The sequence below is a fragment of the Sulfitobacter sp. 1A13368 genome (assembly GCF_043557275.1).
GTDB lineage: Bacteria > Pseudomonadota > Alphaproteobacteria > Rhodobacterales > Rhodobacteraceae > Sulfitobacter > Sulfitobacter faviae.
On sequence record NZ_JBIFFR010000003.1, the window covers coordinates 376,054 to 398,196 of the forward strand.

The 22,143-nt window shown below is 63.1% G+C and carries 24 protein-coding genes; 10 read left to right on the forward strand and 14 right to left on the reverse strand.

Annotated features, from left to right (window positions below; genetic code table 11):
- Window positions 1-27: 27 nt before the first annotated feature.
- The 3 genes from ACGYK4_RS08965 (at window position 28) to ACGYK4_RS08975 (ending at window position 4,942) form a co-directional block, all read left to right on the forward strand.
- A complete protein-coding gene (locus ACGYK4_RS08965) occupies window positions 28-1,212 on the forward strand; it encodes an aminotransferase class I/II-fold pyridoxal phosphate-dependent enzyme (RefSeq protein WP_394456083.1) in 1,185 nt (394 codons plus the stop codon).
- Window positions 1,213-1,224: 12 nt separating this feature from the next.
- Complete coding sequence (locus tag ACGYK4_RS08970) at window positions 1,225-4,164, forward strand: DNA translocase FtsK 4TM domain-containing protein (RefSeq protein WP_394456084.1); 2,940 nt, start codon at window positions 1,225-1,227, stop codon at window positions 4,162-4,164.
- Window positions 4,165-4,336: 172 nt separating this feature from the next.
- Window positions 4,337-4,942 (forward strand): outer membrane lipoprotein carrier protein LolA, encoded by a 606-nt coding sequence (locus ACGYK4_RS08975; RefSeq protein ID WP_394430792.1) that lies wholly within the window; start codon window positions 4,337-4,339, stop codon window positions 4,940-4,942.
- Window positions 4,943-5,012: 70 nt separating this feature from the next.
- Here the strand turns inward: ACGYK4_RS08975 and ACGYK4_RS08980 are convergent, their stop codons facing one another.
- Window positions 5,013-5,603 carry a lytic transglycosylase gene (locus ACGYK4_RS08980; protein WP_394456086.1) on the reverse strand — a complete coding sequence of 197 codons (591 nt, stop codon included), beginning with the start codon at window positions 5,601-5,603 and terminating at the stop codon, window positions 5,013-5,015.
- A 306-nt stretch (window positions 5,604-5,909) separates the two neighbouring features.
- Here ACGYK4_RS08980 and hspQ point away from each other — a divergent pair, with 306 nt between their 5' ends.
- Window positions 5,910-6,236 carry a heat shock protein HspQ gene (gene hspQ, locus ACGYK4_RS08985; RefSeq protein ID WP_067261750.1) on the forward strand — a complete coding sequence of 109 codons (327 nt, stop codon included), beginning with the start codon at window positions 5,910-5,912 and terminating at the stop codon, window positions 6,234-6,236.
- A 38-nt stretch (window positions 6,237-6,274) separates the two neighbouring features.
- Here hspQ and ACGYK4_RS08990 read toward each other — a convergent pair whose 3' ends face one another.
- From ACGYK4_RS08990 to ACGYK4_RS09000, 3 genes are all read right to left on the reverse strand, one after another.
- Entirely contained in the window at window positions 6,275-7,852 is a 1,578-nt protein-coding gene (locus ACGYK4_RS08990) for a gamma-glutamyltransferase family protein (RefSeq protein ID WP_394456088.1), read from the reverse strand.
- Between the two features lie 226 nt (window positions 7,853-8,078).
- Window positions 8,079-8,543 (reverse strand): ATP-binding protein, encoded by a 465-nt coding sequence (locus ACGYK4_RS08995; RefSeq protein ID WP_394456089.1) that lies wholly within the window; start codon window positions 8,541-8,543, stop codon window positions 8,079-8,081.
- 4 nt (window positions 8,544-8,547) lie between these two features.
- Complete coding sequence (locus ACGYK4_RS09000; protein ID WP_271688851.1) at window positions 8,548-8,886, reverse strand: STAS domain-containing protein; 339 nt, start codon at window positions 8,884-8,886, stop codon at window positions 8,548-8,550.
- A gap of 86 nt (window positions 8,887-8,972) precedes the next feature.
- On the opposite strand from ACGYK4_RS09000, the gene ACGYK4_RS09005 reads away from it, so the two are divergent.
- From ACGYK4_RS09005 to ACGYK4_RS09020, 4 genes are all read left to right on the forward strand, one after another.
- The gene (locus ACGYK4_RS09005) at window positions 8,973-10,145 is read left to right on the forward strand and encodes a thiolase family protein (RefSeq protein ID WP_394430800.1); all 1,173 of its coding nucleotides are present in this window, start codon (window positions 8,973-8,975) and stop codon (window positions 10,143-10,145) included.
- A gap of 75 nt (window positions 10,146-10,220) precedes the next feature.
- Window positions 10,221-10,679, forward strand: a complete 459-nt coding sequence (locus ACGYK4_RS09010) for a GAF domain-containing protein (protein ID WP_394430802.1) — start codon at window positions 10,221-10,223, stop codon at window positions 10,677-10,679.
- 48 nt (window positions 10,680-10,727) lie between these two features.
- On the forward strand, window positions 10,728-11,375 hold the full coding sequence (locus tag ACGYK4_RS09015; RefSeq protein ID WP_394430804.1) for a pseudouridine synthase: 648 nt from the start codon (window positions 10,728-10,730) through the stop codon (window positions 11,373-11,375).
- Window positions 11,376-11,560: 185 nt separating this feature from the next.
- Window positions 11,561-12,214, forward strand: a complete 654-nt coding sequence (locus ACGYK4_RS09020) for a peroxiredoxin (protein ID WP_394430806.1) — start codon at window positions 11,561-11,563, stop codon at window positions 12,212-12,214.
- Window positions 12,215-12,221: 7 nt separating this feature from the next.
- Here ACGYK4_RS09020 and ACGYK4_RS09025 read toward each other — a convergent pair whose 3' ends face one another.
- The 9 genes from ACGYK4_RS09025 to rbfA all read right to left on the reverse strand — a co-directional run bounded on the left by ACGYK4_RS09025 (window position 12,222) and on the right by rbfA (window position 20,414).
- Window positions 12,222-12,974 carry a glycosyltransferase family 25 protein gene (locus tag ACGYK4_RS09025; protein ID WP_394430808.1) on the reverse strand — a complete coding sequence of 251 codons (753 nt, stop codon included), beginning with the start codon at window positions 12,972-12,974 and terminating at the stop codon, window positions 12,222-12,224.
- A 51-nt stretch (window positions 12,975-13,025) separates the two neighbouring features.
- Window positions 13,026-13,730: a glycosyltransferase gene (locus tag ACGYK4_RS09030; protein WP_394430810.1), complete on the reverse strand. Its 705-nt coding sequence runs from the start codon at window positions 13,728-13,730 to the stop codon at window positions 13,026-13,028.
- 61 nt (window positions 13,731-13,791) lie between these two features.
- Complete coding sequence (gene pnp, locus ACGYK4_RS09035) at window positions 13,792-15,933, reverse strand: polyribonucleotide nucleotidyltransferase (RefSeq protein WP_394430812.1); 2,142 nt, start codon at window positions 15,931-15,933, stop codon at window positions 13,792-13,794.
- A gap of 282 nt (window positions 15,934-16,215) precedes the next feature.
- The gene (gene rpsO / locus ACGYK4_RS09040) at window positions 16,216-16,485 is read right to left on the reverse strand and encodes a 30S ribosomal protein S15 (RefSeq protein WP_067266742.1); all 270 of its coding nucleotides are present in this window, start codon (window positions 16,483-16,485) and stop codon (window positions 16,216-16,218) included.
- A 168-nt stretch (window positions 16,486-16,653) separates the two neighbouring features.
- Entirely contained in the window at window positions 16,654-17,580 is a 927-nt protein-coding gene (locus ACGYK4_RS09045; protein ID WP_394430814.1) for a calcium-binding protein, read from the reverse strand.
- A 99-nt stretch (window positions 17,581-17,679) separates the two neighbouring features.
- A complete protein-coding gene (locus ACGYK4_RS09050) occupies window positions 17,680-18,216 on the reverse strand; it encodes a DUF1643 domain-containing protein (protein ID WP_394430907.1) in 537 nt (178 codons plus the stop codon).
- A 6-nt stretch (window positions 18,217-18,222) separates the two neighbouring features.
- On the reverse strand, window positions 18,223-19,149 hold the full coding sequence (gene truB, locus ACGYK4_RS09055; protein ID WP_394430816.1) for a tRNA pseudouridine(55) synthase TruB: 927 nt from the start codon (window positions 19,147-19,149) through the stop codon (window positions 18,223-18,225).
- Between the two features lie 78 nt (window positions 19,150-19,227).
- The gene (locus ACGYK4_RS09060; RefSeq protein ID WP_394409851.1) at window positions 19,228-19,974 is read right to left on the reverse strand and encodes a phosphodiester glycosidase family protein; all 747 of its coding nucleotides are present in this window, start codon (window positions 19,972-19,974) and stop codon (window positions 19,228-19,230) included.
- Window positions 19,971-20,414 carry a 30S ribosome-binding factor RbfA gene (rbfA, locus tag ACGYK4_RS09065; protein WP_394409854.1) on the reverse strand — a complete coding sequence of 148 codons (444 nt, stop codon included), beginning with the start codon at window positions 20,412-20,414 and terminating at the stop codon, window positions 19,971-19,973. The genes ACGYK4_RS09060 and rbfA overlap by 4 nt, the downstream gene beginning before the upstream one ends.
- 96 nt (window positions 20,415-20,510) lie before the next feature.
- Here rbfA and dapB point away from each other — a divergent pair, with 96 nt between their 5' ends.
- Together dapB and ACGYK4_RS09075 are read left to right on the forward strand one after the other, a co-directional pair.
- Window positions 20,511-21,329 carry a 4-hydroxy-tetrahydrodipicolinate reductase gene (dapB, locus tag ACGYK4_RS09070; RefSeq protein ID WP_394430818.1) on the forward strand — a complete coding sequence of 273 codons (819 nt, stop codon included), beginning with the start codon at window positions 20,511-20,513 and terminating at the stop codon, window positions 21,327-21,329.
- A 79-nt stretch (window positions 21,330-21,408) separates the two neighbouring features.
- Window positions 21,409-21,768, forward strand: coding sequence for a dihydrodipicolinate reductase (locus ACGYK4_RS09075; RefSeq protein WP_394430820.1), 360 nt, complete (start codon window positions 21,409-21,411; stop codon window positions 21,766-21,768).
- Between the two features lie 5 nt (window positions 21,769-21,773).
- Here ACGYK4_RS09075 and ACGYK4_RS09080 read toward each other — a convergent pair whose 3' ends face one another.
- Window positions 21,774-22,076: a DUF1674 domain-containing protein gene (locus ACGYK4_RS09080; protein WP_394456091.1), complete on the reverse strand. Its 303-nt coding sequence runs from the start codon at window positions 22,074-22,076 to the stop codon at window positions 21,774-21,776.
- Window positions 22,077-22,143: the final 67 nt, after the last annotated feature.

Below are 22,143 nucleotides of genomic sequence, written 5' to 3' on the forward strand. Positions count from 1 at the left end.
GAATGATCCCGATCCGAGGCAGTTTTGATGATGTATACCGAGCGGTTTTCGAACCTTCCGGCCCACGTGTGGCCGCGCCTGCGCGCATTGCTTGACGGGCATGAGGGCGGCGGCACGCCGATCCATATGACCATCGGCGAGCCGAAACATGCGTTTCCGGCATGGGTGACCGATGAGATCACGAAACACGCCGCAGGGTTCAACAAATACCCGCCGAACGACGGCTCGCCCGAATTGCGCGCGGCCATCGCTTCATGGATCGGGCGGCGTTACGGGGTCGAGATGGACCCCGACAGCGAGGTGATGGCCCTGAACGGCACGCGCGAGGGGCTCTATAACGCCGTCATCGCGCTTTGCCCGCCCACCAAAAATGGGGAGAAGTCGGCCATCCTGATGCCGAACCCCTTCTACCAAGTCTATATGATCGGTGCGATTTCCGGTGAGGCGGACCCGATCATGGTCCCCGCCACTGCCGAGACCGGGCATCTGCCAGATTTCGCGAGCCTGCCTGAAGAGGTGCTGCGCCGCACCACGGCGGCCTATCTCTGCTCCCCCGCCAATCCGCAGGGCGTTGTCGCCTCGCGCGATTACTGGGCCGAGCTGATCGCGCTGGCTGAGAAGTATGATTTCCTGATCTTCGCCGATGAATGCTATTCCGAGATCTACCGCGACACGCCGCCCACCGGGGCGCTGGAGGTGGTCAAAGAATTGGGCACCGACCGCAACCGCGTGGTGATCTTTCACTCGCTGTCGAAACGCTCGAACCTGCCGGGGCTGCGGTCGGGCTTTGCCGCCAGCGGGGGCGAGACGATGCGCCAGATCAAACAGTTGCGCAACTACGCGGGCGCGCCATTGCCGCTGCCCTTGCAGCAGGCCGCCGCCGCCGTTTGGGCCGATGAGGCGCATGTGGAAGAGAACCGCGCGCTCTATCAAGAGAAATACGCCATCGCCGACCGCATCTTTGGCAATGTGCCGGGCTATGTGAGCCCCGAGGCGGGGTTCTTCCTCTGGCTTCCGGTCGAGGATGACGAGGCCGCGGCGCTGAAACTCTGGCGCGAGACCGGCGTGCGGGTGCTGCCCGGCAGCTATCTGGCGCAGAACGTCGCCGGGGGAAACCCCGGTCAGAATTACATTCGGGTCGCCTTGGTGGCCCCAAAAGACGAAACGACGCGCGGGTTGGAAGCGATCCGCGACTGTCTGTATTCGGCATAAGCGAGGGACGACATGGCATATCAGACACGGGGACGCGATCCATTGCTAGACAGCAACATGGCCGAGGCAATCGAAAAGCGCGGTCGTGAACTGCTGGGGTTGGCGCTGATCATGCTGGGCATCATGGCCGCCATGATGATCGGCAGCTACACGCCCGACGATCCCAACTGGATGGTCTCAACCGATGCGCCGGTGCAGAACTGGATGGGCCGGATCGGTGCCTCTATCGCCGCGCCGCTGTTCATGATCGTCGGTTGGGGCGCTTGGGGCATCGCCATCGTCCTGCTGTTCTGGGGCGGACGTTTCGCGTTGCATCAGGGCGATGACCGCGCGCTTGGGCGGTTGATCTTTGCCCCCATCGCCGTCGCCCTTGGGGCCATCTATGCAGCCACACTGGCCCCCGGTCAGGAATGGCTGCTGACCCATAGCTTCGGTCTGGGCGGGCTTTTTGGCGATACCGTCATGGGCGCGCTGCTGACGATCCTGCCCATCGGCTCGACCCTGACGGTCAAGCTGATGTCGCTTTTGATGGGTGTTGCAATTCTCGCGTTGGGCGCCTTCGTCTTGGGCTTTACCAAGGCCGAGCTGTTCCGCATTGCGCGGTTCCTGCTGGTCGGTCTGATCATGGCCTATGCCGGGCTGATGACGCTTCTGGGCCGTGGCGCCAATGGGGCCGTCGTGGCCGCGCAGAACCTCTCGGCCCGTCAGGCCGAACGTCGTGAGCGCCGCCGTCAGGAAGCCGAAGACGCCGAAGCCTGGGCCGCGCAGGAAGCCGAACAGAGCTATGCCGCAGAGCACGCTCCGGTGGCCGAGCCGGAAGCCGAACCGCGCAGCCTGTTCGGTCGGATGCCCGGGCTGATCAAACGGCCCGAACCCGAAGACGACATGCCCGAGCCGGAACTGATCGAGACCTACAGCGATGCCATCGTGGATGAGACACCGGGCGAAGAGCGCATCAAAAGCAAGATCGCCGATGTGATCAAGAACCGCGTGCGCCATGCCAATGCGATCCACACGCCGACGACCGCGCCCTTGACCAAGGGCCGGGGCCGTGGGCCGGACCCGCTGGTGCTCAACACCAGCCAGCCTGCCGCCCAGCCCGCCGGGCTGCGTGCCGAACCGCCCTTGACCGCCGAACCGGCCACCCTGCGCCCCGAGCCGCTGCTGCGCAGGCCGCAGGCCCAGCCCGCGCCCGCCCCGACGCCCGAGCCGATGGTTCAGGAACCGGCAGCGCAAGCGCCGATGATGGCCGCGCCCTATGAAGACACCGTGGCGTCTGAGACCCTGCCGTTGCAGCAAGCGCCCGCGCCTGAGGCGATGAAAATCCCCGTGGCGGAGCCGCGCAAAGTGGTGCAGCAGCCCGCCCGCAAACCCGTCCAGCCCTCGAAACAGGCGCAGGTCGAAGCGCAGCCCACCCTGACCTTCGACGACACGCACCCCGGTTTCGAACTGCCGCCGCTGAGCCTTCTGGAAAGCCCCGAGAGCGTGCAGCGCCTGCACCTCAGCGATGAGGCGCTTGAGGAGAACGCGCGGATGCTGGAAACCGTTCTAGACGACTACGGCGTAAAGGGCGAGATCGTCGCCGTGCGTCCCGGTCCGGTCGTCACCATGTACGAGCTAGAGCCCGCTCCGGGCCTCAAGGCCAGCCGCGTGATTGGTCTCGCGGATGACATCGCGCGTTCCATGGCCGCCCTTTCGGCACGTGTCTCCACCGTGCCGGGCCGCTCGGTAATCGGTATCGAACTGCCCAATGAGAACCGCGAAAAGGTGATCCTGCGCGAGATCCTCTCGAGCCGCGATTTCGGCGACGGCAACCACCGGCTGCCGCTGGCGCTTGGCAAGGACATCGGCGGTGATCCGGTTGTCGCCAACCTCGCCAAGATGCCGCACCTGCTGATTGCGGGGACCACAGGCTCGGGTAAATCCGTGGCGATCAACACGATGATCCTGTCGCTGCTCTACAAGCTGACGCCGGAAGAATGCCGGATGATCATGATCGACCCCAAGATGCTGGAATTGTCGGTCTATGACGGCATCCCGCATCTGCTGAGCCCCGTCGTCACCGACCCCAAGAAAGCCGTCGTGGCGCTGAAATGGGTCGTGGGCGAGATGGAAGAGCGCTACCGCAAGATGTCCAAGATGGGCGTGCGCAACATCGAAGGCTACAACGGCCGCGTGCGCGAGGCGTTGTCAAAGGGCGAGATGTTCTCCCGCACCGTCCAGACCGGCTTTGACGAGGAAACCGGCGAGCCGATCTTCGAGACCGATGAGACGACACCCGAGGCGCTGCCCTATATCGTTGTCATCGTCGACGAGATGGCCGACCTGATGATGGTCGCGGGCAAGGAGATTGAGGCCTGCATTCAGCGTCTGGCGCAAATGGCGCGGGCGAGCGGAATCCACCTGATCATGGCCACACAGCGCCCCTCGGTCGACGTGATTACCGGCACGATCAAGGCGAACTTCCCCACCCGGATTTCCTTCCAAGTGACCTCGAAAATCGACAGCCGGACCATCTTGGGCGAAATGGGGGCCGAGCAACTCTTGGGCATGGGCGACATGCTGTATATGGCAGGCGGTGCCAAGATCACCCGCTGCCACGGCCCCTTCGTGAGTGATGAAGAGGTCGAAGAGATCGTCAACCACCTCAAGCAGTTCGGCGAGCCGGATTATGTCTCGGGCGTGGTCGAAGGGCCATCCGAGGATAAGGAAAGCAATATCGACGCGGTGCTTGGCCTTGGCGGCAATACCGATAGCGAAGACGCGCTTTATGACACCGCCGTGCAGGTGGTGATCAAAGACCGCAAATGCTCCACCTCCTACATCCAGCGCAAACTGGCGATCGGCTATAACAAAGCCGCGCGTCTGGTCGAGCAGATGGAGGAAGAGGGGCTGGTCTCACCGGCGAACCATGTTGGCAAGCGTGAGATTCTGGTGCCGGAACAGGCATAGGTCTGCCTCTTCCCCCCCTCTGGGGGGCGACAATCAGAAACACCGCCGGGCCACTCTCCCGGCGGTGTTTTTTTTGGGGCAGGGCGGGCGATAGCGAAAAACCGCGCCCTGATATCGAATATCAGGCCCGCCCGCCCTATGTCAGAACGTGAGGCAACACAGGACGAACAACATGCGTAAACTTACTTCTGCGATTCTGGCGGTTGGACTGGCCGTATCGGCCCCCCTCGCGGCGGCGGCGCAGCAACTGTCGCTGAATGAGATTTCGGGCTATCTGAACCAGCTTCGCACCGCCGAGGGCGACTTTACCCAGATCAACGACGACGGGTCGATCAGCACGGGCACGATCTATATCAAACGCCCCGGAAAGGTACGTTTCGAATATAACGCGCCGGATTCCGGGCTGGTCGTCGCGGGGGCGAATACGGTCGTGATCTACGACAAGAAGTCGAACCAACCGGCTGAGACCTATCCGCTGGCGCGAACACCGCTGTCGATCATCTTGGCCGACAACGTCAATTTGGGCCGCGCCAAGATGGTGACAGGCCACAGCTATGACGGCACCGCCACCACGGTCACGGCCCAAGACCCGGCCAACCCGCAATATGGCAACATTCAGATGAAGTTCACCGGCAACCCGGTGCAGCTGCGTCAGTGGATCATCAACGATGGCAATGGCAGCGCCACAACCGTTGTGCTGGGGGACATGCAGGTGGGGGGAAACATCTCTAACAGCCTGTTCGACACCGGCGGCGCACGGGCTGGCGGCAAACGCTAAGCGGCCCTGCTGAAACGAAAAACGCCCCGGCCGATCAGGCCGGGGCGTTTTGCATTGGGTCGGATCGTTTTTACCAGCGGCCCAAACGGCAGCCTGCGATCTGTCTCTCGTAAAGTTTCGCGCGGGAATCGACCTTGCCCGCGACCCCGACCAGCCACGCCTTGCTGTTGTAGCTCTTGCGGGCAAAACCGGTGTGGCCCTCGTGATAGGCGAGGTATTGGTTACGGGCGTCGTGAAGGGGGACGCCGTTCCGCTCCCGCGTCAGGTTCATGTACCAGCCCATGAAATCGCTCGCGTCGCGAATCCGGTCGCGTTTGGCGCGCCAGCGGCCCTCGGATTCCAGATACTCATCCCATGTCGCGTCCAAAGCCTGCGAATAGCCAAAGGCGCTGGATTGGCGGCCCATTGGGATCACACCCAGCACATATTTGAACGGCGTCCGGGCATCCGCCACGAACTTGCTCTCTTGATGGATCGTGGCCATCTGAACGTGGATGGGGACACCCCATTTCCGCTCGGTCGCGCGGAATGCGCGCAGGTAGTCGGGGTGATCTTTCAGGATCGTGCAGGCGTTATCCAGATCACGCGGGGCCGTTTGAGGCCCGCCGCCGCAGGATGCCACCAGCAGTACGATCATCATTGCGCAAAAATGCTTGCTCATCTGCCTCTCGCCTCTCGTTTTTTGTTAGGGGACGTTTTTTCGGAGGAGTTTAACCGATTCACCCTCACCATCACATCACTAAATTGGGAAAATGCGCGGCCGGCTGGGCGGTATTGCGCTGACTGCGCAGCCCTGCGCAGGCGGTATTTCGCAGGAGGCCGGCAAAGCAGTTGCGCCCCCGGGCGGTAGGCTGCCGCAAACCCACTGTCGGCGCGGCGTTCACAGTCTGTTTCCCCGCGCAGAGCCGCTGTGATTGGACAAAAGCCCCTTGAAAGGGCTACCGTCGAGGGGTAGGGGCAGCATGTTATGATACGAACACGCGCAAAATATCACCTCGGGCAGATTGTCCGTCACAAGAAGCATCCCTTTCGGGGCGTGATTTTTGACGTCGACCCGGAATTCGCCAACACCGAAGAATGGTATGAGGCGATCCCCGAAGAGAACCGGCCGGTGAAAGATCAGCCGTTCTATCATCTCTTGGCCGAGAACGATCAGAGCTACTATGTGGCCTATGTGTCGGAGCAGAACCTCGTGGCCGATTATTCGGGGGAGCCTGTGGACCACCCCGATATCCCCGATCTGTTTGGCCCCTTCACCGACGGTGCCTATCCGCTGCATTTCCAGATGAACTAAGCCCGGCGGGCTGTTTCCCAGCCCGCCAGAGGTCTTCATCAATAGCCTAAGGCGCAGCCGTCCTTGCGCGGATCGCTCGCGCCTTCCAGTACGCCATCTTCTCGGATGCGGATCGCCTGTGCCCCGCCGATCGCCGTTTCGGGCACTTCGACCTTATGGCCCAGATCGCTCAAGCTTTGGCGCACATCGTCGCCAAAGCCGCGCTCGACCTTCATCACCTGCCCATCGGCAAAGGCGCGGGGTGCGTCGATGGCGCTTTGCACATCCATGCCGAAATCGGTGAGGTTCGAGGCAAGGCGCGCATGGCCGCAGGGCTGATAGGCCCCGCCCATCACGCCAAAGGGCATGGCCACCCGGCCATTCTCGCGGATCATGCCGGGGATGATCGTATGCATCGGGCGTTTGCCGCCTTTCAGCTCATTCGGGTGGCCTTCCTCCAATGTGAAACCCGCGCCACGGTTTTGCAGCAGGATGCCGAACTTGTCCGAGGCGATGCCAGAACCGAAGCCGTGGAAAATCGAATAGATGAGCGAGACCGACATGCCGTCGCCGTCGACCACGGTGATATAGATCGTGTCTTTATGCACCGCTTCGCTGATCGGGGCGGCGGCGGCCATGGCGCGTTTGGGGTCGATCAGGGCCGCAAGGGCGCGGGCGGTCTCAGGCGCCAGCATGTGCTCAAGCCGGGTGGTGTGGTCCGGGTCGGCCAAAAAGCGGTTGCGCGCGTCATAGGCCAGTTTGGTCGCCTCGGCTTCGATATGCAGCCGCTCGGCCCCCAGCGGGTCCATCCCGGCGATGTCGAAGTGATCGAGGATATTCATCAGCAATAGGGCGGTCGCCCCTTGGCCGTTGGGCGGGTGTTCGACCACTTCGAGGTCTTTGTACTGGCCTGACACGGGCGTCGTGACCTCGGCGCGGGCCTTGGCGAAATCCTCGGCGCTGTGGCTGCCGCCTGCGGCTTGCAAGGTGGCGATCATGTCCTCGGCGATCTCTCCGGTGTAGAAGGCATCGCGGCCCTGCGCGGCCACACGGCGCAGCACTTCGGCCTGTCCCGGCGCGCGGAAGATGTCGCCGGTGCGGGGCGTTTTGCCGTTGATGAGGAAGTGGTCCCGCGCGCGCCCCTGAAGGGTGCCGCCATCGGTGGCCCAGTCAAAGGCCACGCGCGGGGCGACGGGCACCCCCGCCTCGGCATAGTGGATCGCGGGGGCGAGCAGGGCGTCCAACCCCAGTTTGCCTGTGCTCTCGGAAAGGTGGCAGAAAGCGTCGATGGCCGTAGGGATCGTCACGGCATCCGCCGAGCGGAGCGGCACCGTCTGCTCGCCCTTGTCCCGCAGTTTGGCGGCATCCAGCGCCGCCGGCGCGCGGCCAGATCCGTTGAGGGCGTGGACCTCCTCGCTGCCTGCCGGGGAGTAGAGCACGAAACAGTCGCCGCCGATCCCGGTCATCTGCGGCTCGCAAATGCCGAGCAACACCGCCCCGGCGATGGCCGCGTCCATCGCATTGCCGCCCCGCGCAAGGATATCGACCGCCGCCCGCGCCGCCAGCGGATGGGATGTGGCGCAGATGCCGTTGGTGGCCAAGACCGGTGACCGGCCGGGAAGGTGAAAATCGCGCATGTGCTGCCCCTCGCTGAATTACGTCAGCGTGACCCTAGACGGAGATCTCGGTTCTGCCAATGCGGGGGAAAGTTCCTCGGCACCGCGTACTGGGTGGGGGCTATTAAACACGGCACCGAGGGAAGCCATATGCAGCTACAACACCGTTTATGACCGGCAACCAAGGCGCAATTGTGATCCCAGCGGGGCCGTTTTGGGAAATATGCGGGACGCGCTGCCGCAGATGTTAACGCGGCGGTAACCCAACCGGGAGCCGCAGGTCGATCCGGTTCTCTTGGGCCAAGCGGCGATAGGTCAGGTCTTTCGCCAGATCGCGGATCAGGAACCAGCCAAAGCCGCCTTCCGGCAGGTCGCAAACGGGGCGGTCGATCTCTTGCGGCAGGCCCAAGGGCACTTGCAGATCGGGCATCGGCAGCCCTTCGTCCGACACGGCAAGGTGCAGGCCGTCGGGCGCGTGATGGAAGGTGATATGGATGGGGCCGGGGTGGTCCGGGTCGGCGTAGGCGTGTTCGACAATGTTGTTCAGCATTTCGGCGACCACCAGACGTACTGTGCAGACCTCCTCGGCCTCTAGCGTGAGGCAGGCGAGCGCGTCCATCAAAAGCGTCAAAGCTTCTCGCGCCGCGTGGGGGCCGCTGTGAACGGTGATCTCGAACGGGCAGAGCGCAGACCGCGCGGCGGGCAGCCGCATAGCGCTATCCCCGATACGCTGTAAGGGCGGCGTCCAGCGTGTGAAAAATGCCGAAAACCGTACCCATACGGGTCAGGGTAAAGACCTTTTCCACCGCCGGGGTCAGCCCGGCCAGCACCAGCGCGCGCTTTGGCGCGAGATGTTTCATAACCGCGATGATCGCGCCCAGCCCGCTGGAATCGATGAAATTCACCCGGTGCAGATCAAGGATCACCACCGGCGGCGCATGGGCCGTGGCGCGGCGCATGGCATCCTTGAACTCCAACGCGGCGGCGGCATCGATGCGGTCGTGCAGCACGCTGACGAGGCAAAAGCGGTCTTCTGTTTTCGCGGAAACTTCCATAAACATGCCTCAAGACTTGAAGTTCGAGACGTGATTAGCCGTAAAACCTTACCATCCGGTATGCGGTGCAACTCTAGGAGAACGTGATGCGCAATGTCGTGATAACCGGTGCAGCCAGAACCCCGATGGGCGGTTTCCAAGGGGCCTTCGAGGGGCTGACCGCCGCCGAATTGGGCGGCAGCGCGATCAAGGCGGCCCTGGGCAAGACGGATCCTGCCGAGGTGCAAGAGGTTCTAATGGGCTGCGTGTTGCCCGCGGGGCAAGGCCAAGCGCCCGCGCGTCAGGCCGGGTTCAAGGCCGGTCTGGGCGAAGAGGTGCCGGCCACCACGCTCAACAAGATGTGCGGCTCGGGCATGAAGGCGGCGATGATGGCCTTTGACCAGATCGCGCTTGGCCAGACCGATGTGATGGTCGCGGGCGGCATGGAAAGCATGACCAACGCGCCTTATGTGCTGCCGAAAATGCGCGGCGGCGCGCGGCTGGGGCACGGTCAGGTGATCGACCACATGTTCCTCGATGGTTTGGAAGATGCCTATGACAAAGGCCGCCTGATGGGCACCTTTGCCGAGGATTGCGCCGAGCGTTTCCAGTTCACCCGTGAAACCCAAGACGACTATGCGCTGGCGTCGCTATCGCGCGCGATTGAGGCCCAAAAGGGGGGTGCATTCGCGGATGAGATCGCTCCGGTCGAGGTGAGGTCGCGCAAAGGCAGCACCACGGTCAGCGCTGACGAACAGCCCGCAAGTGCCCGGCCCGAGAAGATCCCCCAGCTAAAACCCGCCTTCCGCGAGGGCGGTACGGTGACGGCGGCGAATTCCTCGTCGATCTCCGATGGGGCGGCGGCTTTGGTTTTGGCGGACGAGGACAGCGCCAATGCCAAAGGGCTGCACATCCGTGCACGGATCGTGGGCCACGCCAGCCATGCCCAAGCGCCGGGGCTTTTCACCACAGCACCCGTGCCCGCCGCGCAAAAGCTGCTGGAGCGGATCGGCTGGAAGAAAGAGGACGTCGATCTGTGGGAGGTCAATGAGGCCTTCGCCGTTGTGCCGCTGGCTTTTATGCATGAAATGGACCTTTCGCATGACATCGTGAACGTCAACGGCGGTGCCTGCGCGCTCGGCCATCCCATCGGTGCCTCGGGCGCGCGGATCATGGTGACCCTGTTGAACGCGCTGGAAAAGCGGGGGCTGAAGCGTGGTGTCGCGGCGATCTGCATCGGCGGTGGCGAAGGCACCGCGATTGCGATCGAACGCCCCTGATCCTACGGGCCGACTAGAGTATTTATGGGGGAGGCGGTTCGCCTCCCTTTTCCCGTCTGCAATATGAGTATCCCCATGACCGTCGACTACCAAACCCTCGCCAAGACCATCGCCGCCCTGACCGAGGGCGAAGACGATGCCGTGGCCCTGATGGCCACCATCGCCTGCGAGGTGCATCACGCGGATGACCGCTTTGACTGGACCGGCTTTTACCGGGTGACCGCGCCCGAATTGCTGAAGATCGGCCCCTATCAAGGCGGGCATGGCTGTCTGGTGATCCCCTTTTCGCGCGGGGTCTGCGGGGCTGCCGCGCGCACGGGCGAGGTGCAGTTGGTCGAGGATGTGGATGCCTTCCCGGGCCATATCGCCTGCGCCTCGTCGACACGCTCGGAACTGGTGCTGCCGGTCTGGAACGGGGCAGGGGAGTTGCTCGGCGTCTTCGACATCGACAGCGACCAGCCAAACGCCTTTACCCAAGCGGATGCCGATGCGTTGAGCGCGATCCTCAAGGAGAGTTTCGCCGCTGTCGCCTGACGGCCATGCTCCGCTTGATTCGGGGGGCGGCATCTGCGAGGGGAAGCCATGGATAGCGAATATAACCCGCCGCAGGACCCGTTGGTCATTCTACATGAAGACGCCGAAGTTCTGCTGGTCGACAAACCGTCAGGGCTGCTCAGCGTGCCGGGCAAGGGCGAACATCTGGCCGATTGCCTGATCGCGCGGGTGCAGGCGGTCTTCCCTCAAGCGCTGCTGGTGCACCGGCTGGATCGCGACACCTCGGGCGTGATGATCTTTGCCCTGACGCCCCATGCGCAGCGTCACCTTGGGTTGCAGTTCGAAAAGCGCATGACCCGCAAGACCTATGTCGCGCGGGTCTGGGGGGTGCCGGCGGAGAAATCCGGCAGCGTCGATCTGCCGCTGATCGTCGATTGGCCCAACCGCCCCCGGCAGATGGTCTGCCATGAGACTGGCAAACCCGCGCAGACCGATTGGAAGATGGTCAAGAACGATGGGGAAACCGCGCGCCTTCGGCTTTTCCCCAAGACCGGGCGCAGCCATCAGCTGCGCGTGCATATGCTGGCGCTTGGGCATCCGATTTTGGGCGACCCTTTCTATGCCACGGGGCCCGCGCGGGATTTTCCGCGGTTGATGCTGCATAGCGAGGAATTGCGGTTCAACCATCCGCAGGGTGGCGCATCGACGAAGGTGCGGGCCAAGGCGCCTTTTTGAGCTGCGCTCCGTGCCCGGCCTTGCGCCGTGAGGTGGGGGCGGGATTGGTATTTGAGAAAGGATGAAGGGGAAGGGGGGCCGTGGCGCTGCGGTGAAGTCGGGCTTTGTGGCGATCGGGGGGTGAAACCGGCGGGGTTTGCGATTACCTCTGACCTATCTGTTCACAGATTGACCCGGAGGATATCATGGGCTTGCGTATCAACGACACTATTCCCGATCTTACAGTCGAAACCGATCAGGGCAGCTTTTCCCTGCATGAGTTCGTCGGTGACAATTGGGCGATCCTGTTCTCCCACCCCAAGGATTTCACCCCTGTTTGCACCACCGAGTTCGGCGCCGTGGCGCGGCTTTCCGAGGAATGGGAAAAGCGCGGCACCAAGGTGATCGGTGTCAGTGTCGACGACGTCGAGGAACATAAGAAGTGGAAGGGCGATATCGAGAAGGTTGCAGGGGCCGAGGCCGGTTTCCCGATCATCGCGGATGCGGGGCTGGAGGTGTCGAAAGCCTTTGATATGCTGCCTGCGGAGGCCTATCTGCCCGATGGCCGCACGCCCAATGACAGTGCCACGGTGCGGTCGGTTTTCATCATCGGGCCGGATAAGCAGTTGAAGCTGAGCATGACCTATCCGATGAACGTGGGCCGGAACTTTGCCGAGGTTCTGCGGGCTTTGGACGGGTTGCAGACGGCGGCGAAGAACGCAGTGGCGACGCCTGCGGATTGGCAGGTGGGTGAGGATGTGATCATCCCCGCGACGGTGTCGGATGAGGACGCCAAGGCGAAGTTCGGGGCGTTCGAGACGGTGTTGCCCTATTTGCGCAAAGCGCAGCTGCCGGGCTGACCTGCCCTTAGCGATGGCCGAGCTTATGGGCGAAGGCCATCGCTTTTTCATGTAGTAACCTACGCTGTTTGCGCAGGCCATAGAGGGCGGAGCGCCGGTATTGCCCTCTGTTTCCTCCAGAACGAGCGGAAATGTCGCTGTCGAACCGGCCTGCTGTAACGAGGCTTTGGGCCGTGGCCAGCCCCATGTCGGAGCGCGTGAGGACCTGTCTGAGCATGTTATCGGCGGGGCAGAAGATAGGTTCGGAGGCGGCGAGGAACGCCTCGGCCCCGGCACGGTTCCAGATGAGCGCGTGGGCGAGCATCGGAAAGTAATGGGCGCGGAGTACCGGAATGCCTGCGACTTCGGCCATGGGGCTGGTGATTTTCAAACGGGTCGCGCCCAGATTTACGCAGTGCCAATCGGTGCGGGGGCGCAGCCATTCTATCAGCTCTGGCACGAAGGTTCGGAATCTGGGTTCAAGGGCGATGTCATCTTCGAAGACGAAGCCAAGCTCATCCCCGCTCTCTAGGAAGGCGGCGGCGGCGCGTTGGTGCGAGACGTAGCAGCCGACCTCGCCTTGGGTCATCGACCGCCCCATGAAACGCCGGGCCTTGCGATCGTCATAGGGGGCGAATTGGGCCAGATCGATCTCGCGCCCGTCGAAGGCATCCACGCGGACCGCCTCGATCTGTGCGGCGTCCAGTTCGGCCTTCGCACTGTCCAGTCGCTGGGGGGAGGCGGCCAGATTGATGACGAATCCCTTTGGGCGCTGTGACATCGATGTGACCTCATTCCTGCGGCGCGCGGGGCGATGACAGGCTTATACGGGTTAAACTTTGGGGGTGGGCCGCCCGCGCAGCCAGTTCTTGAACCGTTTGAAGGCGGAGGGCGGTTTGTGGGCGACGCTGACAAACCCGATGTGCTGGCAAGCGCCGGGTTTCAGGAAAGCGGTGAATTTACCCTGTTTGCGCAATTGGCGCGAGATGTGGCTTTCGCGTTTGAAACCGCTGAAGCCGCCGACCTCTTTCCAAAGGGAAAGCGGGGCCAGATGCGGATTGAAGGTATAGCCGTACCATTTGGGGCTGAGCGCATCCATCCGCGCATAGGGGATGCCGGCGCATTCTTCGGTGACGATCTGGGCGCGGGCCGTGTCTTCGATGAAGAAGTTATCAGTGTCGCGGAAACAGACCGAAGAGACATCGGGATGCGCTTCCAGTAGCCGTAGTGCATCGTCGAGGAAATCATGGCGGGTGAATTCCCAATCGTCTTCCATGTGAAAGACATAAGGGGTGCGCACCTTGGCATACATGGCGTCGACGGCGGGGTGGTGGCCGACCTGTTTGCCCAGATCGATGCGTTGCCCATGAGGGCAGAGCTGGTCGAAGACCGCGCTGGTTTCGGCATCGCCGAAGTCGTTGATGCCAATGATCGGCAGCTTGCGCAGCTCGGGGCCGAGGCTTTCGAGTGTTTGTTGCAAGACATCGGGGCGCAGCCCCATGGTGATGCAAATCGTGACCAGATTTTCTGCGCGCATGTCTCGTACTGCCCTGAGGGGAAACTGCGGACCCCCGGTGAGGGTCCGCAGCAGGTTTTGATTAACCCTCTGCCGCTTCTTTCTTCTCAGCAGTGATCTCTTCGCCGGTCTCCTGATCGACGACTTTCATCGACAGGCGCACTTTGCCGCGATCGTCGAAGCCCAGAAGCTTCACTTTCACTTCCTGACCTTCCTTCAGAACGTCCGAAGGGTGGTTCAGGCGGCGGTTTTCGATTTGGGAAACATGCACCAGACCGTCGCGCTTGCCGAAGAAGTTCACGAAGGCGCCGAAATCGACGATCTTCACGACGGTGCCTGTGTAGATGGCACCTTCTTCGGGCTCGGCCACGATCGAATGGATCATGTCGTAGGCCTTCTTGATCGCGTCGCCGTTCGGGCTGGCGATCTTGATGGTGCCTTCGTCGTTGATGTCGACCTTGGCGCCGGAAACCTCGACGATCTCGCGGATCACCTTGCCGCCCGAGCCGATCACTTCGCGGATCTTGTCGGTCGGGATTTGCATGGTCTCGATGCGGGGCGCGTGGACGGAGAAGTCCGCGGCGCCCGAGATCGCCTTGTTCATTTCGCCGAGGATATGGATCCGGCCTTCTTTGGCCTGGGCCAGGGCTTTCTCCATGATCTCGGGCGTGATGCCGGCGACCTTGATGTCCATCTGCAGCGAGGTGATGCCGGCTTCGGTGCCTGCGACCTTGAAGTCCATGTCGCCGAGGTGGTCTTCGTCACCCAGGATGTCCGACAGGATCGCATAGGAGCCGTCATCTTCGAGGATCAGACCCATCGCCACACCGGCCACGGCCGATTTCAGCGGCACGCCCGCGTCCATCATGGACAGGGAGCCACCGCAGACCGATGCCATCGACGAGGAGCCGTTGGATTCGGTGATCTCGGAGACGAGACGGATGGTGTAGGGGAAGTCTGTTGCCGCGGGCAGAACCGCCTGCAGGGCGCGCCATGCGAGCTTGCCGTGGCCGACTTCGCGGCGTCCGGGAGGGCCCACGCGACCCACTTCGCCGACCGAGTAGGGCGGGAAGTTGTAGTGCAGCAGGAAGTTCGATTTGAAATTGCCGTGCAGCGCGTCGATGAACTGCTCGTCGTCGCCGGTGCCGAGCGTGGTCACCACGAGGCCCTGCGTCTCACCACGGGTGAAGAGCGCCGAGCCGTGGGTCCGCGGCAGGATGCCGGTTTCGGCCACGATGTCGCGAATCTCGTCGGTGCGACGACCGTCGATGCGCTTGCCGGTTTTCACCACGTCGCCGCGCAGGATGCTGGCCTCAAGGCCCTTCATCGCGGAGCTGAGGTTCTTGTCCTCAAGCTGCTCTTCGGTGAGCTTGCTCTTGATCGTCTCACGGGCGGCAGCAACGGCGGCGGTGCGTTCTTGCTTGTCCACGATCGCGAAAGCGGCGCGCATTTCGTCTTCGCCAGCGGCTTTCACGGCAGCCGACAGATCGGAATAGTCTTCGGGCTGGAAGTCGAAGGGCTCCTTCGCGGCTTCCTCGGCCAGATCGATGATCAGGTCGATGACCGGCTGGATCTGCTCATGCGCGAATTTCACGGCGCCCAGCATTTCCTCTTCCGACAGCTCATAGGCTTCGGATTCGACCATCATCACCGCGTCCTTGGTGCCCGCGACCACGAGGTCGAGGCGCTGGTCGGGGTTGGTGCGCAGGTCTTGCATGTCGTCGATGGTGGGGTTCAGCACATAGTCGCCACCCTCATAGCCCACACGGCAGCCCGCGATCGGACCCATGAAGGGCGCGCCCGAGAGTGTCAGCGCGGCGGAGGCGGCGATCATGGCGACCATGTCGGGGTCGTTGACCAGATCGTGGCTCAGCACGGTGCACATCACCAGAACTTCGTTTTTGAAGCCGGGGACAAAGAGCGGGCGGATCGGACGGTCGATCAGACGCGCGGTCAGTGTTTCCTTCTCGGTGGGGCGGGCCTCACGCTTGAAGAAGCCACCCGGTACTTTACCGGCGGCATAGTATTTCTCTTGGTAGTGCACGGTCAGGGGGAAGAAATCCTGCCCGGGCTTTTGCTGACGTGCGTACGTCACGTTGGCCATGACGCTGGTCTCACCCAGCGTGGCAATCACCGACCCGTCCGCCTGACGGGCAACCTTACCGGTTTCCAGTGTCAGCGTCTCTTCGCCCCACTGGATCGATTTTTTCGTTACATTAAACATCTACGTTTCCTTTTTGGCCCATTGGCCATTGCATAGGGGCCGTATTGCCCCTGACTCCGGTATCTTCTTTTTCAGGCGCTGGAGTCCGGGCGCCGGATTTCAGATTGCGCGGGCATACATGTTTTCATGGCAAATGGGAAGTGTTCTGTCGCCTCGGGGCCATAAGCGGCGGGTTCTCTCCGCCGCAGCGCGCTGAGGTCTGCGCGCAACAAAAAACCTCCCGGCGGGGGCCGGGAGGTTTTGGTCGTCCTGTCACCGGAACTTCCGGCGGCTTGCGCGCGATTAGCGGCGCAGGCCGAGGCGTTTGATCAGGTCCTGATAGCGGGACTCGTCTTTGGCCTTAACGTAATCCAGCAGCTTGCGGCGCGTCGCGACCATTTTCAAAAGACCACGGCGGCCGTGGTTGTCTTTCTTGTGGGTCTTGAAGTGCTCGGTCAGCGTGGTGATGCGCGAGGTCAGAATGGCAACCTGAACTTCGGGCGAACCGGTGTCGCCTTCTTTGGTGCCGAATTCTTTCATGACTTTTGCTTTTTCTTCAGCAGTGATCGACATCGGGGTCTCCTTTCGAAAAGAGTTAAAATGGATGGCGCAGGCCGGGATGTCGTCCAGCGCAGGCCCATGGAGATATCACCCGCTGACGGAATCAGCAGGCGATGGGGGCGTATAGGAGGAATTTTCGCCTTTGGCAAAGGGTGATTTGCGCATGGGCTCCGCCCCGCCTTAGGCCGCGAGGCCGAGGTCGAAGGCTGCAGAGAGTGGGATCAACGCGATATCGTCGAGCGTGACGTTGTCCCCCGCCACCCGCGCGACGATGATATCGTCCAGCAGGACGAGGGTTTGGCCCGCATCCTCCGGGTCGGGCAGGATGGAGAGCGGCGGCTCCGCCCCGCCCGCGCTGCTGTCGTCCCAGACAAAGAGCAGCGAATCGTCCGCTGCGTGGTAGTCCGTGATCTGCGCGGCCCCGCCTTGGCCGATCCAGTCTCCCAAGGCGATCTGATCGGTGCCGTCGCCCGAGGTCACCACATCCCCGGCGCCCGCGATGATCAGGTCGTCGCCGCCGCCGCCGTTCAGGAAATCGGGGCTTTGTAGGTCATCCGCCCCGGTGAGCGTGTCGTCGCCCCAGCCGCCAAAAAGCGTATCCATGCCCGCGCCGCCGCGCAGCGCATCGTCGCCAAGCCCGCCTTGCAGGGCATCGTTTCCGGCATCGCCCTCCAGCAGGTCGTCCCCCGCCGCGCCTTGCAGCGCATCATCGCCCGCCCCGCCATAGAGAAAGTCATCGTCATTGTGGCCAAAGAGGCTGTCGTTGCCCGTGCCGCCAAACAGGTCGTCATCACCGTCATTGCCGTGCAGGGTGTCCCCGCCATCGTTGCCATGTAGCGTGTCATTGCCGTCATGCCCGTGCATGTCATCGTCGCCACCAGCGCCATGGAGCAGATCATTCCCACCATAGCCGCCAAGCTGATCGTCGCCGGTGCCGCCCTGCACCGTCTCGCCGGTATCGCTGCCTGAAAGGATATCTCCGACTGAAGTCGTGCCGTCGGGCGGGGTGTCCGCCTCCGGCATATCCTCTTCAGAAGGTGTTTCGATTTCCACGAAAGTGACGGCACCGACCGCCATCAGACCCATTACCCCAGCCAGCCACAACATCCGCAGTTCCACCCGTTGATTGCTTGATGCCCCACACATCGTCCCAGCTTCAAAAGGGCATGTCGTGGCTGTAAAATCAAAGGAATAGCGGGGAAATGGTTAACGAATGCCTGCCCGCGACGGGGACTCGGGCTGCCACAGAACCGGCTCTTGTGTGTAGGGCAGGTACAGCGGATGGCGGGGATGCCCGGCTTTGGAGAGGCCGAGGTGGTAGAGCGGTTTCGCCCCCTCAGCCAGTCGTGCGGCGACGGCCAGACCGCGGCCCAGATGGGCGCCATGCACGCCCCAAGCGGCGATGATGCGGTCGGCCCAATCGGCCCCCTCGACCAGCGTGGCGTCATTGTCGGGGCCGATGGGATCGGCCGCTGCGCGCATGTCGCGCGGGTCGGTGGCGCGGAAGGCGAAGATATTGGTCACCCGGAAGCCGCCAAAGCCCAGCACCCGCGCCCGACGCTCGCAGCGCTCGACCGTCGGGTCGTTCTGCACTTCGGTCGCGGTGGAAGGGTTCAGCATCACGAACATCACCCGCGGCGCGCCTGTTTCCCAGATCCGGGTAAGGCTGTAGCGGTATTGCTCGCAGGGCGAGTAGACCGCGGTCGAAGGGGCGTCGCCCTTGGTGTGGCTGCGGGTGATCAGGGCCATTCAGCCCTCGTTCGCGTCCGACGACAGGTTGAACACCCGGCTCGGGTGCAATTCCCCCGCCTTGAAGCGGCCCACGGCGACAGGCTGCCCATCGAGCGAGGCCCAGCATTCATCGCCATATTCCACGTCATGGGCGATGACCATGCCGGGGTTGCCGTTGCGCAGGCGGGTGGCGCCTTCGGGGGTGGCTTTGACCTCGGGCAGCTCGGCCAGCCCTTCGGCCAGTGGCAACAGATAGGTGTCGAGTTCCGGTGTCCGGGCCAGCTCATCGACCTGCGCCAGCGTCAGGGCGTTGCCTGCCTCGAACGGGCCGGACCATGTGCGGCGCAATTCGCGGACGTGGCCGAGACAGCCAAGCTTCTGCCCCAGATCGCGCGCGATGGAGCGGACATAGCCGCCCTTGCCGCAGACCATTTCAAGGGTGACATGATCGGCATCGGGGCGGTCGACCAGCAGCAGGCTTTCCACCCATAGGGGGCGGGCGGCGATCTCCATCTCTTCGCCGTCGCGGGCGCGTTTATAGGCGCGTTGGCCGTCGATCTTTACGGCGGAGAACTGCGGCGGCACCTGCTGGATGTCACCGATGAAGCCGTTCAGCGCATCCTTGATCGCGGCGTCATCGGGGCGCAGGTCAGAGGTGCCGATGGCTTCGCCTTCGGCGTCGTCGGTATTGGTGGCGATCCCCAAACGTACGGTGAACTCATAGGCTTTGAGCGCGTCGGTGATATAGGGCACGGTCTTGGTTGCTTCGCCCAAGGCGATGGCCAGAACGCCAGTCGCTTCGGGGTCGAGCGTGCCTGCGTGGCCCGCCTTCTTGGCCTCCAGCGCCCAGCGGACCTTATTGACCACGGCGGTCGAGGTGGGGCCAGCGGGTTTGTCCACCACCAGCCAACCGGAAATATCGCGACCCTTGCGTTTGCGTGCCATGTCTTGCCCCTTCGCTTTTGTGGTGCTGCCCTCTATCGGAGCCGCGCCGCGCTGCCCAGCCCCCAAGCGGGGAAAAGCTTACTTTGCGGGCGTCACGATGCCCACGATCGGCCCCAAGGTGGTGAAGCCCGCCCCGCTGCGGCGGAGGCCGGGTGCGCGCAGGCGCGAGATATTGCCGTCAAAATACAGCGCGTTAGGCAGGTCCAACTCATCCCGGTAGAGCCGGGCGAATTCGTGAAAGGTGACCACATCGTTGGAAATCGCGAAAACCGCGCGTTTGCCATCTGCCGTGGTGCCAACGCCGTTCCGGATATAGCGCGAGGTGCTGTCGGGCAGGAATCGCGGGTGTAGCGCCCCGTCGATCACCAGCATCGGCCCCGATTGCGTGGCAAAGCGGCACTCGGGCTTGTCCTTGAGGTAACGCTTGGTCTCGATTACATCGGCGCGGCCCTCACGCAGGCAGAAAACACCATTGGGCAGCAGGCCGAAATTGCCGGGGCCAGCACTGTCGATCACGCCGCGCGTCTCGACCCCTTCTTCGATGTAATGCCCAACCGGAGAGCGGTCTTCGTGGTACATGCCTGCGTTCATGGCAAAACCAAGCCGCAGCCCCTGCGCTTTCAGCGCCTCGTCAAGCGAGCCGAAGAACCCATAGGGCGCGCCCGCCTCATTGTTGAGAAAGAGCCGCAGGTCGTCCCGTTCCAGATCGACTTCACAGACCGTGTAGGAACTGCCGTCAAAGGTAATGTTGCGGCATTCGGCCGCGTCCGCAGGCGTGCCTTTCAGCGCCAGAAGCGCGAATGCGATCAGGCCCGCGCGGATCACTGATCCGGCGCGCCGTCGGCACTGTCATCGGCGCCGTCGTCATCGGGGGCATCCGCATCGCGGCGCACCACCTCTTGGTTCAGCATGCGGCGGGTGTCGTCCATCCGGTCAAAGGTCTGGTCCAGCTGAAAGCGCAGATCGGGCGAGAACTTGAGCGTCAGTTTCTTGGCGACCTGACGGCGCAATTCGCTTTTGTTGCGGGCCAGCAGTTTGAGAACCTCATCCTGACCCTCCCCGCCCAGGGGCAGCACATAGGCCGTGGCGATCTTGAGGTCGGGAGAGATGCGCACCTCGCCCACGGTGATCGACATCCGATTGAGATCGGTGTCGTGCACATCCCCGCGTGCGAGAACATCGGACAAGGCGCGGCGGACGGTTTCGCCCACGCGGAGTTGTCGTTGCGACGGGCCGGGGCCCTCATGAAACTTGTTCTTTGCCATGCCCCCCATCTAAGGCTTCGGTTGCACTTTGCCAAGCGCTCCGCGACGGGCTAAACCGGCCCTGCCAGTCACGGCCAGAACCGCAGGAGACCGAGTATGACACAGACCCCCGGCATTGCCGTCACCGGCGCCTCTGGCCGCATGGGCCAAATGTTGATCCGTGAGATCAACGCCAGCGAGAAAATGCATCTGGCCGCGGCGCTGGAGCGTCCGGGCCATGACTGGATTGGCCGCGATCTGGGCGAGGCGATGGGCGGCACGGCCTCGGGCGTGACTGTGACAGACAATGCGGCAGAGGCTTTTGGCAAGGTGCAGGCCGCCATCGACTTCACCGCGCCGCAGGCCACCATCGCTTTTGCCGGTGAGGCCGCCAAGGCCGGGATCGTCCATGTCATCGGGACCACCGGCATGACCGAAGATGAGATCGCGCAGCTTGCCCCTGCTGCCGAACAGGGGGCCGTCATCGTCCGCGCTGGGAACATGAGCCTCGGCGTGAACCTGCTGACGCAGCTCACCCGGCAGGTCGCCGCCGCGCTGGACGTGGATTACGACATTGAGATCATCGAATCGCACCACAATCAGAAAGTCGATGCCCCCTCGGGCACCGCATTGATGCTGGGCGAAGCCGCCGCCGAGGGGCGCGGTGTCAAACTGGCGGATGTTTCGGACCGGGGCCGCGATGGGATCACCGGTGCACGGCAAAAGGGCGATATCGGTTTCACCGCGATCCGGGGCGGCGATATCGTGGGCGAACATGACGTGATGTTCGCCGCCGCCGGAGAGCGGATCATCCTGCGCCACGTCGCCTCGGACCGTGCGCTTTTCGCCCGCGGGGCGCTCAAGGCCGCGCTTTGGGGGCAGGGCAAAGCGCCGGGGGAATATGACATGTTGGACGTGCTTGGCCTGAAGGGCTGAGGCGCAGGCAAATTATCTGAAACTTTACCTTCCTTGGCTACGTGAGTGCCTCAGGCAACTCACCCCAAGGGAGGTTTCGATGAAGATTACCTTTGCACTGGCCGTGACAGCGATGCTCGCGGCTGTTGGTCTGCCCGCTGCGGCGGAATATGCCCGTATTCAAAATAAGTCAGACTTCATCGCCGCAGTGAATGGCAAAAGGCTAACCCGCCCGCTGGTCGATCTGCGGGTCACCTCCGGCGGGGCCATTTCCGGCAAGGGCGCGGTTTGGGAGGTCACCGGCAAGTGGTCGTGGCAAGACGGCTATTTTTGCCGCACGCTGGTCTGGGGCGGCAAGGACTTGGGCTATAACTGCCAATTGGTCGCCCGCGATGGCGCGAAACTCCGCTTTACCTCCGACAGGGGCGCGGGGGAGTCGGCGGTGCTGACCCTGCGCTGAAGCGCTTAAAAATCGACGGCGATGCCCTTCTTTTCCCAATCGCCATAGCGCACAGGCTCTGGCCCATCGCGCCCGCCAAGTTCGGTGGGCATGTCGAGCGCGGCTGCCGCCTCACGCCGGGCAGCGGCCTCGGCCAAAGCGCGCCGGGCGGCGGCGGGCAGATCGGGGCCGGGGGCTGGCGTCGGGTCTGGCGGCGTGTCGGGGATCGGTTTCGGCCCGGGTTTGGGCTGCGGGGGCAGGTCCGGCGCGGGGCTGGGCGTGGGATCAGGGCCGGGTTTGCTGTCGGGAATGGGGCGTTGATCGGGCATCATGGTCCTCTTGAGCCAAGTTCTCCCTTGATATACGTCGCCCGCTGGCCCAGACAACCCGGCAACC